Here is an 18,964-nt window from a genome sequence, read left to right on the forward strand (position 1 = left end):
GTCACCGTCGCATGTCCCGTCCAGCCCAGATCTGGCGCGGCGCCCCGGAGGACCCCCGCTGGTCCCGGCCCGCGCTCTGGGCCGTCCTGGCCGTCGCCCTCATCCTCTACACCTGGGCACTGAGCGGCAACGCCAACGAGTACTACTCGGCCGCCATCCTGTCGGGCACCAAGAGCTGGAAGGCGTTCTTCTTCGGCGCGATCGACTCCAGCTCGTACATCACGGTAGACAAGCCGCCGCTGGCCCTGTGGGTGATGGGCCTGTCAGCACGGATCTTCGGCTTCTCGACCTGGAGCATGCTGATCCCACAGGCGCTGGCCGGCGTGGCCTCCGTCGGCCTGGTCTTCTCCGCCGTCAGACGGGCCTACCCCATCGTCGTGTCTGCCCACTCGGAGGTACGGCAGGCACACGTGGCGGGCCTGATCGCGGCCGTGGTCATGACCCTCACCCCGATCACCGTGGCGATCAACCGCGACAACAACCCCGACACGATCCTGGTGCTGCTGCTCGTCCTGGCCGCCTGGTTCTGCCTGGAGTCGCTGCGCACCGGACGGCTTGGGTCGCTGCTGGTGTGCTCGCTGTTCGTGGGGCTGGCGTTCAACGTCAAGATGCTCCAGGCGTACGTGGTCGTGCCCGCGCTCGCGCTGGCGTACCTGCTGTGTGCGCGGGTCTCGTGGGTCAAGCGTGTCGGGCATCTGCTGGCGGCGGGCGCCGTGATGGTGGTGTCGAGCGCCTGGTGGATGGTCATCGTGGACCTCTGGCCCGCCGACTCCCGTCCGTATATAGGCGGCTCGACCGACAACACCGTCTGGGACCTGGTCATCGGCTACAACGGCCTGGGCCGGATCTTCGGCCAGGGCGGTGGCGGTCCCGGGGGTGGCGGTGGCGGTGGCGCTTCGTTCGGTGGCGCGGCGGGGGCGGACCGGCTGTTCAATGACACGATGGCGGGCCAGATCTCGTGGCTGCTGCCGTTCTGCGGGCTGGCCCTGGTGTTCGCGCTGACCGCCGGGTGGCGGCGCGCCAAGCTCACCGCGCCGCATTGGGCCGACACGGACACGAGCACCGCCGCCAAGCCTGAGGCGACCACGCCTTGGGTCGGCCTGGTCACGCCCGAGGTTGCCACCGCGTCCAAGGTTGGCGTCGCGTCCGAGGCTGGAATCGCGCCCGAGGCCACTGGCCCGTCCATAGCCGCTGGCACTTCAGGGGCCGCCGATCAGCTCGGGGCAAGCCTCGCCGCATGGCTGGTCTGGGGTGGGTGGCTCGTCGTTCACTTCATGGTGTTCAGCTTCGCCAGCGGTACCTTCCACCCGTACTACACGACCGCCATGGCGCCCGCCGTAGCCGCCATCACCGCTTTCGGCGGACTGGCCATGTGGGACGCGTACCGACACTCGCGGGCATGGGCGTGGGTCCTGCCTTCGGGCATCGCCGTCACGGGCGCCTGGTCGTTCATGGTGCTGCGCCGTACACCCGACTTCCTGCCATGGCTGGCCTGGGTAGTGCTCGCTGCGACCGTTGTGGCGGTGGTGGGGCTGGTCTTGGCCACGTTCCGTCGCGAGGTCGCGGTCCGACTGGTCGCGATCGGGCTGGCAGCGGCAGTGATCGCCGGGTTGGCCGGTCCGGCCGCGTACGCGGTAACGCCGCTCCAGTCGCAGGTCAACGGCTCGAACCCGACGGCAGGACCGTCGGGCGGCGCAGCCTTCGGGCCGGGCGGCGGCTTCCGCGGCATGATGCGCCCCGGCCAGAACGGTCAGCCTCCCATGACCCCACCGAACGGCCAGGACGGCCAGGCCCAGGACGGCCAGTACGGCCGGGTCCAGGACAGGCAGGACGGGCAGGGTGCGGACGGTCGGTTCGGGCGAATGGGCGGTTTCGGCGGGGGCGTCAGCAGCTCGATGATCTCCTATCTGGAGGCCAACCAGGGCAAGGCTGAGTGGCTTGTGGCCGTGAGCAGCGCCATGCAGGCGTCGTCGATCATCCTGTCCACGGGCAAGCCGGTCATGGCCATGGGCGGCTTCACCGGCAGCGACCCCGCCATGACCGTCACCCGCCTCAAGGAGCTGGTGGCATCCGGCAAGCTCCGCTTTGTGCTGGCCGGTGACGGCGACCGGGGTGGCCCCGGCAGGGGCAACAGCGAGGTGACCACGTGGGTCCAGGCCAACTGCAAGGCCGTAACCGGCCAGGACGGCCTGTACCACTGCTCCTCGTGATCCGTCTAAGGGCGCTGTGATCCGTAGCGGCGCGGCGCCCCGGGGCGGGCCTAGAGGAAATGGAGAGGGCTTCCAAGGGCCGAAGCAGAGGGTGTCTGAAAAGGGTCGGGCGAGTCATGCTGACAGATGTCGGGGGCGTGAGCTTGGAGGCATGCGATGGTTCCTCGGCGTCCGTACCCGACCGATCTGTCCGATGCTGAGTGGGAGCTGCTCGATTCGCTGATTCCAGGTCCTATGGCCAGCCTGTCGTTCATGAGCGTCGGGAGATCGTGAATGCGCCGCGGGTCAAGCCGCTGGCCTTGCACCCGCGGTGCTGAGATGACGGCCGCACCCTGACGCGCTCACCGCGTCAGGGCAAGATCCTCGAAAGGTGCTGCCCGGCGGCGGCAGGGCCGGGCAGCACCGTTGGTCACCTGCTCGGTTCGTCGACCGTGACGGCCTGACTGGTCTGTGCCGGTCCGGTCCTGCTGTCGCCGGGCCACAGCACGGTGTAGGTGTATTCACCCGCCTCCGGCGTGTCGACGAAGATGTACGACCCGTCGCTGCTGACCCTCGCCGACCACCGGCGCAGGCCGCTGCCGTCGGCGGTGAGAGTGCGCTGGACGGTGACGCGGGCGCTACTCGGCAACGCGACGCCCTCGAACCGCAGCACTCCGCTGAACACCATGGTGTTGCCGGCGACCCCGCTCGTCGGCCCCGTCAGCGTCAGCGTGGTCCCATACCTGACCGCAGTGGTGGCCGAGGCCTTGCTCCACCGGACTTCCCCGTCGCCCTTCCAGAGCACGGTGTAGGTGATCCGCCCTCCGACCGGTGGTGCGTCCGTGATGGAGAAGGTCCCGTCCGCCGCGGTCGTCACCCCGGGCAGTTCCGCGCTGGTTCCGTCGGGCAGAGTGCGGGTCACGGCGAGGGGCTGCGCGCCCGGGGCCGTCCCGTCGGCGAACGCCAGCTGTCCTGTCATGGTGAGCGGTTCATGCGCCGTCCCGCCGGGTGCCGCCGTCAGCGTCAGCGTCGAGCGCGGCAAGGTCATGTCGTGCAGCCGCCACAGGTAGAGCTGGTCCGTGCGCGACTTCACCAGGCTGAAGACGTCCCGGCCAGAGAACGCGACGCTCCCGTTGACCACCTCACCCACGGTGGTGTTCTCGGTGTGAAGGTTCGCCCCTGAGGCCGCGTCGTACAGCGTCATCGACGCTACCCCCTGGCCGTTGTCGCGCCCGCCCGCGACGTAGGCACTGTCTGGACTGATAGCGACCGCCGTCGCCCACGCGGGCCCGTCATAGCCGCCTACCTTCGCCAAGGTGGTGGCGTCCCACACGTCGAACGAGTAGGGGAGGGCGAACGCCGAGATGACGTGAGAGCCGTCCGGGGTGACGGTGACGTCCATCAGCCGGGCGTTGTCGTTGGCGTGCCCGTCGATCTCGCCGCGCAGGACAGGAGCGGCGCCGCTGATGTCATAGACGAACAGATCGGTCGGATAGTTCCCTCCTTCGCCGACCACCAGCGTGTTCCCGGCCGCCGCGACTACCGGGGCCGACTTGAGGAGAGAGGTGTCGAACGGCTCCGGCTCCGGCTTCGCCACCGACAGGTCGAGGCCGACGACGCCGTATCCTCCATTGCCGCAGCCGTAGTATCCGACCCACAACCGCTCACCGGTGAGCGCCAGGCTCCCCGGACACGGGTAGTCGGCGAGGTCGATCCGCCGGGTGATTTCCAATGTGGCGGTGTTGATCTCGGCCACCTCGTTCGAGCGGTACAGCGCCGCGTAGAGGCGGGCGCCGTCGGGCGTGATGGCCAGGCTGAAGGCACCGGACAGGCCGGTCACGGCGCCCTCGATCTTGCCGGTGGTGTCCGCGACGACGATGCGATCGTTGGCGGCGACGGCGACCTGGTCGCCTCCGACGACCAGGTCACTGTTGTTGGAGACAACGTGGAGGTCGGTCATGGAATCCTCGGCCGAGGCGGTGGGTGCCAGAGCGATGAGGAGGCCGGCCATCAGGGTCAGAACGCCGCCGAGGGCGGCCGGCCATAATGCGGCGGGTCTGCGACGTTCCGTGGATAAGAGACGCACGTGGATCTCCGCTCGTGAGGAATGAGGAAGAGATGAAGCGCCCTGATCAAGCCACACCAGTACACCTCTGGTCAAAATCTACGATCAGTAGTCATCGATGATCACCGTCCAGAAGGTGGTCACCTGCGGTGATCGCAGCAGGTCGCAAGCTTGGTAAGTGACGTCAAACCGTGACTATGCGCACATCTGGCCCGCGTCACCGCTCTGATCAAGGAGCTGTTCCGTATCGACTACACCCCGCGAGCCGCAGGTGCCCGCGCACCGCGCTGCCGAATGCGATGACGAAGCCATCACTGCCTGGGTGAAGGAGATCTGGCCGCATATTGGGAGCAGGTCGCCGAGCGCGGTGCGGACAGATTCCGCTCGTGAGCGTGTCCGGCAAGGGCTCCGGCCGGGTCGCACGATCGTCTTGGACAACCTCCCCACCCACATCTGCGCCGAGGACTCCATCAAAGTCGTGGCGGTTCAGCCGGTGTCCGAACACGGGTCTTGGATAGGCGGCTCATCGGCCTGAACTTGCAATTGGCCGGTCCCGAACACCCTCCCTGTCCAGCGAAGCGGTGCGATCTGTTACTCCTTGGCCCTGCATGCGCATACATGTCCTTATGCACGCCTGATAGTGCGGTAAGTCGCATTCCGTGACTCTTGATCACAAAAATCGATCTTGTGTCGGTTTTATACGCAGCTTACGCTTTGCCCGTTTGGCAATCTTGCTCCGAACCACACGGGCGGGGGCCTTCGGGCTCATGTCAGGTGAGCTGGGGCTTCGTCCGGCGCTGTGCGGCGCCCCGCGTGGTTCGGAGTGTGACGGCGTATGCGCCGATTGCTGGCTTGGGCTCGTTCGTGTGCGGTGGCCGCCCTTGTGGTGAGCATGCCTGTTGCGACGCTGGCGGTCCTTCCCCTATCTGCGCAGGCGCAAGTGGCAAGCGAGGCGGAGCAGGCGCAGGGAATGCCCATGACACCCAAGCAGCTGACTGGTGGGACGGGTCTGCTGCCGACGCTGGTGGAGCCTGACGCGACATCGGCGACGGGTCCTGTCCGGGCCACAACGGGGGAGCGGCCCAAGGGGGCGTTGCCGCTTGAACGTCGGCCTGCGGAACAGGCGGCGGAAGATACCGATGAGCGGGCGTTACCTGGTGGGGTGGCTCGTGCCGAGCGTTTGGACGCCGCGTGCTGTGCTCCGCTGATCGAGGACATGTTTCCGCTGGATTTTGCGCTGGTCGGGACCAGGACGCCGTTGCTGGTCGTCTATGCGACCAGCGATAACGGCATCGACTATTCCTTCAAGGTGTGCCGTGACGCCTCGATGCTGGCGGGGTGTTCCTCGTCCGCGGTGTTGAGCGATGTCAACACCTGGAGGGTGCCCGCAGGCAAGCTGGCATGGGGCAAGCAGTATTACTGGCAGGTCACGGCCACGGATCGCGGCACGCTGGTGGAGACCGAGTCGGAGGTGAACACGTTCACCACCGGCGTGAAGCAGCCGGTGGTGGGTTCTCAACTGGCGGCGCGGGGCGTGAACGGCCAGGAGTTCCACCAACTGGATGGCAACTACACGACCACGTTCGCCGACGCGTCGGTCGCGACGGCCGGCCCGCCGCTGTCGGTCGTACGCACCTACAACACGCTGGATGCACGCGTGGATGGGATGTTCGGCGCCGGGTGGTCGACGCGCTGGGACATGAGGATCGTCCAGGAGACGGGAGCGCTTCTGGTCACCTGGCCTAATGGCCAGATTCTGCGTTTCGCGGCCAACGGGGACGGCACTTTCCAGTCCCCACCGGGCATGCATGCCGCGCTTGCCGCGCAGACCGGTGGCGGCTGGCGGTTGATGGATCAGTCCTCGACTTCGTATGTGTTCGATGCTGCTGGACGGGTGCTGAAGGTGCGTGACGGTCGCGGTCGTACGCAGGATCTGGCGTACGGAACCGACGGCAAGCTGGCTTCGGCGACCGCCACAGGGGGCCGGTCGTTGCGGTTCGGCTGGACGGGGAACCACGTCACCACCGTGTCGACTGACCCCGTTGATGGCGCGGCGTTGACGTGGTCGTATCAGTACGACGGTGATCGTTTGACGGCCTCCTGCTCGCCGGTGGCGGCGCCGAACTGTACCCAGTACGGATATGGCAGCGGGTCGGCGTACCGGCCGCGAGTGCTGGATTCGGACCCGTATGGATATTGGCGCCTGAACGAGGCCACGGGTACCGACGCGGCCAATCTCGGATGGGGTGCGGGTCCGGCGACCTATAACGATCCCACGCTGCGGCAGCCGGGTGCGCTGGCCGGCACTGCTGACGCCTCGGTCGGGTTCACGTTTGGCGGTTTGGCGACTGGCGGCATCCAGCTTCGGCCCAATGTGGTCGGGCGGCTGGCGGGACAGGCTTCGGTGGAGGTGTGGTTCAAGACCACTCAACCCGGCGTGGTCTTCTCCGCTGGTGAGATGGGGAGTTCGTCTTCGGCGATCTATGTCGGCACCGATGGCAAGCTGCGTGCGCAATTTCGAGCGCATGGTCTCGACGTGGACGACTGGTACACACCGATCACCAGCTCAGCCACGGTCACCAACGGACAATGGCACCACGTGGTGTTGACAGCTGAAAACGGAACCGATCGGCTGTACCTGGACGGACAGTCCGTGGGCGTGCTGCAGTCCGTGCGGGATGAGGCCTGGCAGCCTGTGGCACAGTTCGCCGGCGGGCAGCTCGGCTTCCGCTGGCCTGTCGCAAGCACTGGCTTCCGTGGCCAACTGGATGAGGCGGCGATCTATGACCGGCCATTGACGGAGGCGGAGATCCAGTCGCATTACGCGGCCCGTCTGGAAGCGCCCAACAAGCTGACGAAGGTCACCTTGCCGTCCGGCCGGGTGTGGGCGGATAACACCTACGATGCGGCGACGGACAGGATCAAGACCCACACCGATCAGCATGGCGGCACGTGGCAGATTGGTGAGCCGGTCATCGATTCCGCTGAGGGAACGTCCACCATTGAGGTGACCGACCCGAATGGCAAGAAGATCACAAGTGTGCACAGCGTTTGGCGTGGCGGCCGGCTGGTCTCGGTAACCGATCAGGTCGGCGGAGAGACCAGCTACGACTACGACACTGGTGGTTTCCTGGCACAGGTGATCGACCCCAATGATAACGTCACCACGCTGGCCAATGATGAGCGGGGAAACCCGATCAGCGGCAAGACCTGCCGTACCAGCACGGTCGACTGCCAGATCGCCTATGCCACGTACTACCTGAACAAGAATGACGAGTTCGACCCGCGTAACGACCGTGTGCTGACTAATCGGGATGCCCGATCGTCTAGTTCCACGGACAATACCTACGTCACCACCTGGGAATACAACCAGTACGGGGAGTCAACGAAGCAGACTTCCCCCGCGACATCCGATTTCCCCAATGGCCGTTCGATCGGCATGAGCTTTACCGACGGGACTGAGGCGGCGATCGGTGGTGGGGCCACTCCCGCGGGCCTGGTCGCTTCGCAGATCGATGCCAGAGGCTACGCGTGGACTTACCGTTACACCGCAGCTGGTGACTTGGCCGAGCAGACCAATCCTGAGGGCCTGCTGGTCAAGCTGGCATATGACGGGCTCGGGCGCGTACGGGAGAAGTTCGAGGTCTCGCAGGCGTACCCGGACGGCGTGAAGACCACCTTTACCTACGATGGGGTGGGCCGTCCCTTGACGCAGACCGATCCAGGAGTGAAGAACGAGGTCTCCGGGGTCACGCACACCAAGCGCGCCACGTTCGCCTATGATCCGGACGGCAACAAGCTCAGTGACACCCTCACCGACCTGACTGGCGGAGATGCCGAGCGTGTCATCGGCTACACCTACGACACTCACGCAAAACTGGAGACGACCACCGACCCCGAGGGCGGCGTCGTTCGGCAAACCTGGAACGCTATCGGCCAGCTGGCGACGATCACCGACGCCCGCGGCGCGTTAGTGGAGTACGGCTACGACGCGCGCGGCCTACTCACCTCACGCACGTTGAAGGGCTGGACCGGCAGCCCGGTCAACCCGCAACCGGCCAAGGACGAGGTACTGGAGTCGTTCACCTATGACCCAGGCGGTCGCCTTGAGACTCAGACGGACGCGATGCGCCGCACGACCTTCTACAGCTACTTCAAGGACAACCTGCTGGAGAAGAAGACAGCCGTAGGCGCCCTGCTGAACGACTCCACGACCACCACCAGCGATGTGGTGCTGGAGAATCACACCTACGACGCGGCAGGCAATCAGATCAAACTGGTCAGTGGCGGGGATAAGTCGATCACCACCAACTCTGTCTATGATGCCGCCGGCCGACTGACCTCACAGACCTTCGATCCCACTAGCCTGGCCCGCAAGACGGCCTTCGTCTACGACGCCAACGGCAACGTGCTCAAGACCACCCGCACCGGCGCCGGCTCCACCCGCGCAGAGGTCACCGAGTACGCCTACAACAAGGTCAACCAGGTCACCAAGACCACCGTGGAGAATGGCGACCAGGACCTGGTCTCCACCACGACTTACGACGATCGCGGCCTGGCCGTCGCCAGCACCGACCCGCGCGGCAACGTGACCGGCGCGAATGCGGCGGACTTCACCTCCACCATGCGCTACGACGCGCTCGGTCGGCTGATCGAGGTGAGCGGCCCGCAGGTGAAGGTGGACAAGGCCGGCACGTCCAGCGATGTGCACCCCACCGCCCACTTCGGCTACGACACGCTCGGCGTCAAGACCCACGAGACCGACGCCGAGGGCCGTACGGTCACCTCGGTCTTCGACAAGGCCGGGCGACTGACCAGCCAGAGCGCCCCCAGCTACACCCCGCCCGGCGGCACCGCCGTCACCCCCACCACCAGCAACACCTACGACACAGCCGGTCAGCTGATCACCACCACAGACCCGCGCGGCTACGTCACCACCTTCGAGTACGACAAGCTAGGCCGCCAGGTCCGCATCACCGACCCCGCCCCGGACGGCCAGACCCCAGGCCGGTCGATCATCGAGTACTACATGGACGGCGCGAAGAAGGCGACCGTCGACCCGACTGGCGCCCGGACTGAGGCCACCTACGACGGCCTAGGCCGTCAGATCACCCAGACACAGATCGAGCGCAAGCCAGCCACGGCCGCCTACATCACCAACCTGTTCTACAACCAGGCCGACTTCCTTATTAAGACGGTCGCCCCGGGCAACAAGACCATCGACTACACGCCGAACGCGGCTGGTGAGGTGGTGACGCAGATCGCCGCGAAGGGCACGGCCACGGCGACCACCACCACGATGGGTTACGACCTGGCCGGCCGCTTGATCAAGACCGCCGACGACCGAGGCAACTCCACCACCGTCGAGTACGACCTGGCCGGCCGTCAAATCGGCACCAAGGAACTGGAAGGTACGACGGTTCGGCGCACCACCAGCGCTGGCTACGACCCGGTTGGCAATCAGACCAGCGTTACCTCCGGCGAAGGCCATACCACCAGGCAGACCTTCGACGCGCTCAACCGCGCCACCTCACTGATCGAGCCGATCTCCGCCACTGACTCGATCACCACCAGCTTCGGCTACGACGCCACCGGCGCCCGCACCCGGCTCACCGACGGCCGCGGCAACGCCACCTGGACCACATACAACAGCCTCGCCCTGGCCGAAACGGTGACCGAGCCAGCCACCATCGCCCACCCGGACCCGGCCGACCGTACCTGGACCACCGGCTATGACGCGGCCGGCAACCCCAATGTGGTCATCCAGCCCGGCGGGGTGCGTATCGACCGCACCTTCGACCACCTCGGACGGCTCACCAAGGAGAGCGGTGCGGGCGGCGGTGCCGCTACTGCGGAGCGCACCTTCGGCTACGACCTGGCCGACCGCCCCACCACCATCGGTGATTTGACCGTCGACTACAACGACCGCACCCTGCCCCTATCGATCAAGCGTGGCACGACCCAGCTGACCGGCTACGCCTACGACGGCCTGGGCAATCCCACCCAGCGCGTGGACGCCGCTGGTACCGCCACCTTCACCTGGGATGCCAACAACCGCGCCGAAACCGCCAGCGATCCGGTCACCGGCCGCAAACTCACCTACGGCTACGACGCCGCCAACAACCTTGCTTCGCTGACGGCAAAGACCGGTACCACCACCGTCGACACTCAGGTCTTCACCTACGACTACGCCGACCGGCTGGAAACCCAGACCCTGCGCAAGGGCGCCGCCAGCGGCACCCAGCTCGCCAAGATCACCTACGGCTGGGACAAGGACGACAACCTCACCACCAAGACCACCGCAGGATTGGCCGGAGCGGGCACCAACACCTACGGCTACGACCAGGCCGGACGCTTAACGTCCTGGACCGCCCCCGGCGGCGCCACCACCGCGTACGAGTGGGACAAGTCTGGAAACCGCACCAAGGCCGGTGCCAAGACCTACACCTACGACGAACGCAACCGCCTCACCTCAGGCGACGGCACCGACTACACCTACACCCCGCGCGGCACCCTGGCCACGGAAACCAAAGCCGGCGCCACCACCAACTACACCTTCGACGCCTTCGACCGCCTCATCGCCGACGGCGACTCGCTGTACAGCTACGACGCCCTCGACCGCATCAGCTCGCGCATCAAAGGGGCGGTCAAGCAGAATTTCGCCTATGCCGGACTCAGCAACGACCTGGCCGCCCTCACCGACAGCAGCGGCGCCATCCAGGCCAAATACGGCCGTGACGCAGGAGGCACGCTGCTCGGCCAGCAAGAGGGCACCAACCCCGCCCTGGCCACGCTGAGTGACCTGCACGGCGACCTGGTCGCTACCTACAGCACCACCGCCCTGGCCACCACTACCGCCTACGACCCGTTCGGCACCGTCACCGCCCAGACCGGCGTCAAGACCACCCTCGGCTACCAGGGCGAATACACCGACCCGGACACCGGCAAGGTCAACATGCACGCCCGCTGGTACCAGCCCGGCACCGGCAACTTCACCAGCCGCGACACCGCTACTCTCACGCCGAACCCCTCCGTGCAGGCCAACCGCTACACCTACGCCAACGCCTCCCCCCTCACCGGCACCGACCCCACCGGCCATGCTTCCGTCACGACCAGCGGCTTCGGCTCAATCTCGGATACCCCCTCCTACGTCGGGTTGCCGGTCTCAGGAGTCGCAGGCACACCTTATGGTCCCGTCCGGGACAACTACGAGATCGGTGACATGTGTGCATGGGCCAGTAATTGTGTCAGCGGCGGAGGCTATATCTGTGCCGGAAATATCTGTTCCGAGACCTTTGTTCACCAGCAATGGTGGAACGAATACGTCACCTCCCCTGGATACGACTACGAGCATCTCCCACTGGCCTCGGACGAGGAAATCAAGAGACTCGGATATAGGGTCATGCCCAACGGCAGGGCGGTGCCGAAAGACATAGAGTCTCAGTTCTGGAAAGCTAGCGCTGCGGTGCAGAATGCCTTTATGGCGGCCTACAGTCCGGCGTTCGACGATAAGCAGCTTCTGGCCGCATGGATCGGCGCCTTGATGATGAACGCCGGCACGATGGCCGGCGGGAAGGGCATTCCTCGGAATCCATGTAAGTTTGGAGAGTCCAAAGCGCAGTCGGCATCATGCTACATGTCTCCCGCGCATAAGATGCTCAAGGATGCCGCAAGGAAGTATGAGAAATATAACCAGGGTGCGCCGGAATGGGGTTTCAGTGACTGGTCCGCCTGGCAACTCAAGGAGAACTGGGACAAGCTAAACAACTTCAAGAGAGGTTGGGTGCGCCACTACAGAGAGGTCATCAAGGGGGCGGCTGCTTTTTATGCCATCCCTGCTATCGTCCTCGGTGGCATCGCGCTAATCGAAGTCGGCAAAAAATGGGAAACATTGGAGAAAATCGCAGAAGAGATTCGGGCTGCGGCCCCCAATACGATTATCAAGGGAGGGAGGTGGTTAGATACGAGTCTCGGTGCGATGAATGTATCGATCAGGGTGGCCGCAGTGGCGCTCGGGTACGATCCGAACAAGCTGAAGGCCGTACAGGCTCGACTAGTTCTCGATGCTCTCGCCGATCCGGTCCTCTCAATCTTTATTGCCGCAAAACATATCGCCGCCTATCGCGATAGCTATATGCAGGGGAAGAAGGAGCCGGTCACCGATGCACAATGGACGCAGGCATGGACAAATATCGCAAACGTTTACAATCCAGGATATGTCCATAATGGCCAGCGGTACGGTTACTGGGTTATGGCAAGTCGCATAGAAGTTGGCAAACTGCTCGCCCCGTGAAGGGGAAGGGCTTGAGCTCTGATTCATCGGAGAAGGATTTTGTTTCATGCGGATATTTAGGACTATAGTCGGTGGCATCTGCTATGCAATGGCTGCTCTCTGTCTATGGCTGAGTTTCGCCGTGGATGCCCGCACCTATGACGCGGTTGATGTTGGGGCGACTAATCCTCCATCTTTGGGCAACATTCTTGGGGCTACTGTGATGGCCATACTTGCAGTGATTTTCTCGGGTGGGGCAAGTGTAATTATCTGGAAAAAATGGGCTCTTGTTCCTGGGTGTGCTGGCTGTGTGTTGGCGATTGTCAGAATTATGTATGTTTGGTTGACCACCTGACGTCTCGAGTTTGTTTCCTCTGTAGCGTTGAAGCAGATGGAGAGTGCATTCAAGGAGTTCTGGTGTAATCGCGCTCTGTTTACCGTAGACTTACCGCAACTCGGCATCCAACCCCTCCCACTGCCCCGCCGACAAGCTCTCCGCCGAGACCGGCCCCTTGGACCGCAACGCCTCAGCGCCGCCCTCCCGCCAGGCCTTACGCCAGCGCGTCACCGGCCGCCCGTGCATCCGTAACCAGGCGGCCACCGCCCTGGTCGATTCTCCGGCCTCGAACCACTCGGCCGCCTGCAGCCGTACACGCTCCCGCCGCTCCTGCTCAGCGGGCGTGTACTCACCCCTCTGCCCATACCGCAGCCCACGGTCGTACCGCACCCGAAGCGATCCGTCACGACGCTAAGACACTACGCATTCAAGCTGTGTGTAGCTGGGGTTCGTCGGCGGGGTGGCTGCGGTAGTGGTCGGTGGCGGCGGCGATGTTGGTCCAGCCGATGAGGCGGGCCAGGCCGATGGCCAGGTTGCGGAGGGTGGCCATGATTCGGGGTGCGGTGCCGGTGCGGATTTTGGAGGTGTCGTCGCGGTAGGTGACGTCGCGAATGTGGTGCAGGGCTTCGATGCTCCAGTGTCCGCGGATCAGCCCGGCGAGCTGTGCGTGTGTGATCCGTCCCGGTGGGAGGCTGGTGACGGCGTAGATGGTCACGATGATGGTCTTGCCGGTCTTGTGGTCGGTGCGGCGGCGTTTGACCTGGATGGCCTGGGCGAGCTCATCCAGACCCTTGCTCGGCAGCACAACATCCCTGCGTTCGCTCTGCCACTACGAGGCGACCAGGTCATCATCTCGATCTGCATCGGCCTTCTGGTCCACACCGACGGGACCCGGCTCTGGTGGCTCGTCCCCAACGCCTGTGAGCGCCCCACGCCGCTCTGAACGTACGCCGTCACTGTCCAGGCCGCAGCGGAACGGCTCGCCGCCCGCTACCACGAACTGGGTAGTCGCCCCTTGGCCGAATTGCCACCCGCCACTGGCAGGGAGATATGGCGTGGAGCCGCCTACCTCGCCCCCAACCCGCGCCCATAGACGCTGGCAGGCCCCGTCGTCGGGCACACGGATGCCCCCGTGGTGCCCGCATGCCTGACGGGGGCTACCAGCGCACCCATTCACAGCCACTGATACTGAACGGTACGTGCTCATGGCGTTCACGCTCGGCTTCCTCAAGCGCTTCCGTAGGCCTTTCCGCAAGTCAGATGCTGTGCCCAAGTACCTCTGCCATCCGCCGACGTGGTCTCTGAGTGGCCTGATGGCGAGCCCTGTGCATGTCGAGCAGGCCCTGCACTGGGACCTGCCTGATGATTCAGTCATCATCGGGCAGGCTCGCGATCTGGTTCGCGACACCCTCACCTCGTGGAATCTGCACGACCTGATCGACGACATCACTCTGGTCATCAGCGAGTTGGTCACCAACGCGCTGATCCACGGAGCCCCTCCGATCAGGCTGTACTTGGGCCTAACCCCCGAGGCGCTGACCGGGCACGTCTATGACCAGGGTGCTGGACGACCTCGATGTCTCATGGTCCGACACGACTCAGACCACGGCCGCGGCCTGTCGATCGTGGCTGCTCTCACGGACGAATGGCAGTACGAACCGGTCCCCTGCGGTATGGGGAAGACCATCTGGTTCAGCCGCAGTCTGGAACCGCATTCCCGTCACCAACCTCTACGTAAGAGTCTGGTAGCAGAAGAGGACGTGCCCGAGGGACCGTAAACCGTACGATCCCGACGCCGCCATCCTGCATTTGCCGTCCTCCTTGGCGTAGGAGGTGCTCTCCAGGCCCGTAGGGGTGAACGGCACGGGCGGTGTGAACGGACACGAGTTCCCCCAGGTAGACGGCCATGACGATCCAGATCCATGGCCACGCGACCTCCCGGCAGACGGACACCACGCGTCCCGGCGGACGGCCATCGAATGAGCACCTCGTGGCCTTCGAAGGGCTTCAAGCTGAGGCCGTCACGATCGCTGACCTCGGCACTCGCCGTAGGGCCACGGCGATCAGGGCCGCAAGGTCCTCCTCGCCACGTCTCCGGCATCGGGCACACAGCTCTGCGCAGCTTGGTGGAACCTGCGGGCTACGCCCTCGTCCGCAGCGCCTGACTCCCGGTGCCCTCATCACAGCCCGATCGTTGACATGATCACAGTGCCGGGCCGACACGCGATGGTGTTTCAGATGCTGGTGACCGTTCCCAGGTCAGGAGCCCCCGGGTTTCGGGCGTTTCCAGGTCGTCAGTTGCCGGTTACCGCCGCCCAGCCGCCAAGATCAGCCTTCAAGTCGACACTCCCTCGCTCGGGCTTTTCGTTCGAGACCAGTTGAGGGCGACGGCCCCTGCGCCGGCCGCGAAGAGTGTTGCGGCGAGGAGCATGGTGCCGCCGGTTCCGAAGGTCCCGGCGAGGGCGGCGAGGGCGGCGGCGCAGAGGATTTCGCCGGTGTACTCGGCCTGCGCCAGGAAGGAATGGGTGGTGGCCCGGATGTCGCTGGTGGTGCGACGGTTGACCCAAATGGTGGTGACGGTCCGCACCAGGGGCATGGCGATGCCGTTCGTGGTGATCACGGCGGCGACCGCGAGGGGGAGGCTCGACGCCGAGCCGAGGAGGACGAGGCTGACCAGCCCGGTAAGACAGGAAAGGGCCAGGGAGGTGCGGGCGCCGCCATCGGAGTCGAGTCGGCGCTGGGCGGCGGCGAGGGCGAGGGCCGCAGTGGCGTAGACGGCCAGGTTGATCGCGGTGAACCAGGCCATGCCGGAGGCGCCTGGGGGGAGGCCGAGGTCGGCGAGGTGTACCGGGTAGATCCGGCCGAACGTGTCGGCCGCGCCGTTCACCAGGACGGTGACGACGACCAGCATGAGGATGGTGCGATCGGTGACCGCCAGGTGTGCGCCTCGGCGGGCGATACCGAGGGCGGCCTTGAGGTGGTCCTTGCGGACGCGGACGAAGTTCTTCTCGGGGAAGGCCCCGGTGAACCACGCCCCCAGCAGGAGCATCAGGACGCCCGCGCAGACGATGGCTGTCGGGCGGTCCACGATGGCCGCGAAGACGCCGAACGCGACGATCCCGGCCCCTGCGCCGATCATCTGCCATCGGGCCTGAGCGGCGATCAGGAGGTGTATGCGGTCGGGCCGGTCAATCTCGTCGGTCGCCCAGGCAATGTCCGATCCGCTGGTGAAGGTCCAGGAGATGCCCCACAGCATCTGGGCCAGCATCAGCGGGACGAAGCTGGGGAACAGGCCGGTGACCGCCATGGCGGTGGCCATCAGGACGTGCGACGCGACGATCGCCTTCTTGCGGCCGAGGGTGTCGGCCACAACCCCGGCCGGGACCTCGAAGAGGATGCTCGCCACCCCCTGCGCGGCGGCGATGAGCAGCAGCTGCGCAGGGGACAGGCCCGCATCGATAGCCATATAGAGGCTGGTGACGAGCCACCAGCCGTTGTGTAGCACTGCCCGCAGGAAGTTCCAGACCAGGAAGCGGCGGGCGAGGACGCGGGGTCCGGGGTGCGGGTGCTCGTGAGAGGCGTCAGGTCCTGCGGGCGTCGGCGGGTTCGAACGGCTCATGGCTCCTCGTGTGCAGGTCGGCGGTGGCTTCTGGGCACACGAGTCCGCGCATGATTCGTTCCGTCCTTCTCACTGGATCGCATACGACTGTTCGTCGAGATACTGCTGAGGTCGGCGGCGTGCTGTCAACGCAAATTGGCGCAGTCCGACTCGCGCTCGGCCGCCATCGTGCCCGATTGCTGTCCGCCTACCTGGACCGCCTACGTCCGCCCACCGGGAGGCACCTGGCCATCTACCAGGCATGATGTGTCCGCTTACCAAGATTTCCACATGACCGCTGACAGGCGGGCGGCGGCGACTTCGTCGCCCCCGCGCTCCTCACATCCGTGGGACATGTTGGTATGGCCGTGCCAATGAAGAGCAGTCCATGCGCTCATAATGCGCTTTCGGGCGAGATCGCCCTGGACGGTAAGCCGATCGCGTCTGGGCCCGTCGAGGAGGCCAGGCGCGCGTGACGTCGATGGTGAAGGGCGCAGTCGATGCGGTCGCCGGTCGCATCCGCCCAGCGTGGTCAACCGACGGACGATTCCCGGATGTTGTCCGTCGCTTGCGAGGAAGTCGAGATCCCCTGGGCGGATCAGCCCTAACCCGGGCAGGGCGCCGGCCAAAGCCCGCTCCACCGCCCTCCGTGGTGCTGACCGGCCGTGGCGGTCAGATGGTGAAGAGGCGGAGTTTGACGCCGATGGAGTCGGCGAGGTGGGTCAGGTCGTCGGGGTCGCTGGTGACCAGGGAGGCTTGGTGCTGGACGGCGGTGGCGACGACGATCGCGTCGGCTACGTCGGAGGTTCCCGCGGCCCCGCAGGCGAGGCCAGCGGCGCGACCGGTGCGCTGGTCGCTGGGGAGAATGTCGCAGCCCTTGAGCACCCTTGAGATCTGGTGTTGCGGTCCGCCTCTCCAGGTTTGGGCGAGGACGACGACAGGCACGATGGGGCGGATGTGTGCGGCGGTGAGCTTGTCGTGCGGGGCGAGGAAGTCCGGGTTGCGGCGCTCGGCGGCCAGCAGGGTGCCGGTGTCATAGACGATCATGCGCACTACCCGATCGCCGATCACGGCTCGTCGTCCAGCAGTCCGGCCTTCATGATGAACTGGCGGGCGCGCTGCCTCGACTCCTCGGGGAGTTTGCCGTGCTCGCTCTCGTACTCCGCCACCAGTTCGCGCGCAGCGGCGCGGCCCTGGGTCACGTGTCACGCACGGTAGGAAGACGTTCCTACCGTTTTCGCGAGCAGGTTCGGGCGTGGGCTGTGCAAGCTGATAGATCTGGACCGCCGTCTACCAGGATCTCGCGCCATGCTGACCGATCGTGCGCCGATCACCTGTCCGCCCGGCTGAGTCATCACGCCCGCCACCGCTACCTGTGCATCGACCGGACCTGGCCCTGGGCACAGGCCTTCGTCCTGACCTGGCGGCGCCTCACCGACCTGCCCGCTCTCACCTGAGAGCCGGTCCCCACCACAACGATCCAGAAAGGAGCCTCACCGGGCCTGTGGAAGCCGGCGCCCCGCAGCGTCACGCGATGGCCCGCCCCAACCGCATCGGGGACATTACGGGCAAACCGCGGAGAGACTCAGAGAACAAAGCCCACTGAAGAATCGAGGCTAACCTTGGTATGCTCCGAAAATGGAAGCGGATGATCGATCTGCTGTAGCGCGAATCATGGCTCTTCTTGGTCTGGTAGGCGAAGTGGAATGGGCGCGAATTGCAGTTGGGCCAACGCTTGACGGAAAACCGCGTCCGCCGTTGCTGGTGTGGCGGTTCAAGCAAGGGGACGAGCCTCTTGAAGAACGGTTCGCTCTCGCGGTAAACGCCTTCCGCGGAAGGGTCGGCTGGCTGTTGGAGCAGACTGATCGCAACTGGGTTCTAATCCCAAGAGAACTGTCGGAGACGTTTGGTCGCGGAGGCTGGCGGACCGACTCGGAAGCCATCCTGTACTTTGCGGAAAGCCGCCCAGATTATTCTCGGGATTCAATGGAAGATCTCGAAGATATTATCTTGTGCATCGAACATGCGCTGGAGTGATTCCCTGCGGCGTGAATATCGCGTTGAGGCGATGGCGGCAGTGCCCAGGTTGAATTCGTAGATCCGGTTACACGATCGTTGATCCGTGAGGCGCTGAAAGTGAAGGATGTTCATGGCAGGCGCGACAGAACTTCAGGTCAACAGCTTTGACGAGCTCCGCTACCTTGATCTTAAGGCATTTCCGTTCGCGGTGGACTTCACTGTCGAGCTGACTGGCGAGGGAGTGGAGTCATCGATTCGCTTTCTCGCCCCTGGGCTTAATATTACTGTCCGGTTTCCGTGGTGGGGAAATGTAAAGGCAGAAATCAGCGAATGGTCGCTGGCTGATATTCCAATCGGATCGATTGAGTCGCCCTATTAGGACATGGATCAAGGTTGGCATATTTTGATCTGGCAATCCGATGAACTTGTCTATGTCGCGCAAGGAGGGGCGGTGGACGGTGAGTACGATCAATGGTTCTCATTG

Annotated in this window: 11 protein-coding genes; 5 read left to right on the forward strand and 6 right to left on the reverse strand. The window is 65.0% G+C overall.

What is annotated here, in order from left to right; translation table 11 throughout:
* Nucleotides 1–11: 11 nt before the first annotated feature.
* Nucleotides 12–2,210: a glycosyltransferase family 39 protein gene (locus tag AB0B64_RS08960; protein WP_358175855.1), complete on the forward strand. Its 2,199-nt coding sequence runs from the start codon at nt 12–14 to the stop codon at nt 2,208–2,210.
* Between the two features lie 409 nt (nt 2,211–2,619).
* On the opposite strand, the gene AB0B64_RS08965 is transcribed toward AB0B64_RS08960, so the two are convergent.
* A complete protein-coding gene (locus AB0B64_RS08965; protein ID WP_358175858.1) occupies nt 2,620–4,149 on the reverse strand; it encodes a hypothetical protein in 1,530 nt (509 codons plus the stop codon).
* Nucleotides 4,150–5,230: 1,081 nt separating this feature from the next.
* On the opposite strand from AB0B64_RS08965, the gene AB0B64_RS08970 reads away from it, so the two are divergent.
* A complete protein-coding gene (locus AB0B64_RS08970) occupies nt 5,231–12,547 on the forward strand; it encodes a LamG-like jellyroll fold domain-containing protein (protein WP_358175861.1) in 7,317 nt (2,438 codons plus the stop codon).
* Between the two features lie 424 nt (nt 12,548–12,971).
* Here the strand turns inward: AB0B64_RS08970 and AB0B64_RS08975 are convergent, their stop codons facing one another.
* A complete protein-coding gene (locus AB0B64_RS08975) occupies nt 12,972–13,253 on the reverse strand; it encodes a helix-turn-helix domain-containing protein (RefSeq protein ID WP_358175864.1) in 282 nt (93 codons plus the stop codon).
* A 37-nt stretch (nt 13,254–13,290) separates the two neighbouring features.
* On the reverse strand, nt 13,291–13,668 hold the full coding sequence (locus tag AB0B64_RS08980) for a hypothetical protein (protein WP_357950963.1): 378 nt from the start codon (nt 13,666–13,668) through the stop codon (nt 13,291–13,293).
* A gap of 400 nt (nt 13,669–14,068) precedes the next feature.
* Here AB0B64_RS08980 and AB0B64_RS08985 point away from each other — a divergent pair, with 400 nt between their 5' ends.
* A complete protein-coding gene (locus AB0B64_RS08985; RefSeq protein ID WP_358175867.1) occupies nt 14,069–14,641 on the forward strand; it encodes an ATP-binding protein in 573 nt (190 codons plus the stop codon).
* Between the two features lie 557 nt (nt 14,642–15,198).
* Here the strand turns inward: AB0B64_RS08985 and AB0B64_RS08990 are convergent.
* The 3 genes from AB0B64_RS08990 to AB0B64_RS09000 form a co-directional block, all read right to left on the reverse strand.
* Nucleotides 15,199–16,482, reverse strand: coding sequence for an MFS transporter (locus AB0B64_RS08990; protein WP_358175869.1), 1,284 nt, complete (start codon nt 16,480–16,482; stop codon nt 15,199–15,201).
* Nucleotides 16,483–17,133: 651 nt separating this feature from the next.
* On the reverse strand, nt 17,134–17,508 hold the full coding sequence (locus tag AB0B64_RS08995) for a PIN domain-containing protein (protein WP_358175871.1): 375 nt from the start codon (nt 17,506–17,508) through the stop codon (nt 17,134–17,136).
* A 20-nt stretch (nt 17,509–17,528) separates the two neighbouring features.
* Nucleotides 17,529–17,663 carry a hypothetical protein gene (locus AB0B64_RS09000; RefSeq protein WP_357950973.1) on the reverse strand — a complete coding sequence of 45 codons (135 nt, stop codon included), beginning with the start codon at nt 17,661–17,663 and terminating at the stop codon, nt 17,529–17,531.
* A gap of 436 nt (nt 17,664–18,099) precedes the next feature.
* Here AB0B64_RS09000 and AB0B64_RS09005 point away from each other — a divergent pair, with 436 nt between their 5' ends.
* The gene (locus tag AB0B64_RS09005) at nt 18,100–18,498 is read left to right on the forward strand and encodes a hypothetical protein (RefSeq protein ID WP_358175874.1); all 399 of its coding nucleotides are present in this window, start codon (nt 18,100–18,102) and stop codon (nt 18,496–18,498) included.
* A gap of 112 nt (nt 18,499–18,610) precedes the next feature.
* Entirely contained in the window at nt 18,611–18,859 is a 249-nt protein-coding gene (locus AB0B64_RS09010) for a hypothetical protein (RefSeq protein ID WP_357950978.1), read from the forward strand.
* Nucleotides 18,860–18,964 lie beyond the last annotated feature (105 nt).

Source organism: Nonomuraea sp. NPDC049129 (assembly GCF_040648495.1).
Taxonomy (GTDB): domain Bacteria; phylum Actinomycetota; class Actinomycetes; order Streptosporangiales; family Streptosporangiaceae; genus Nonomuraea.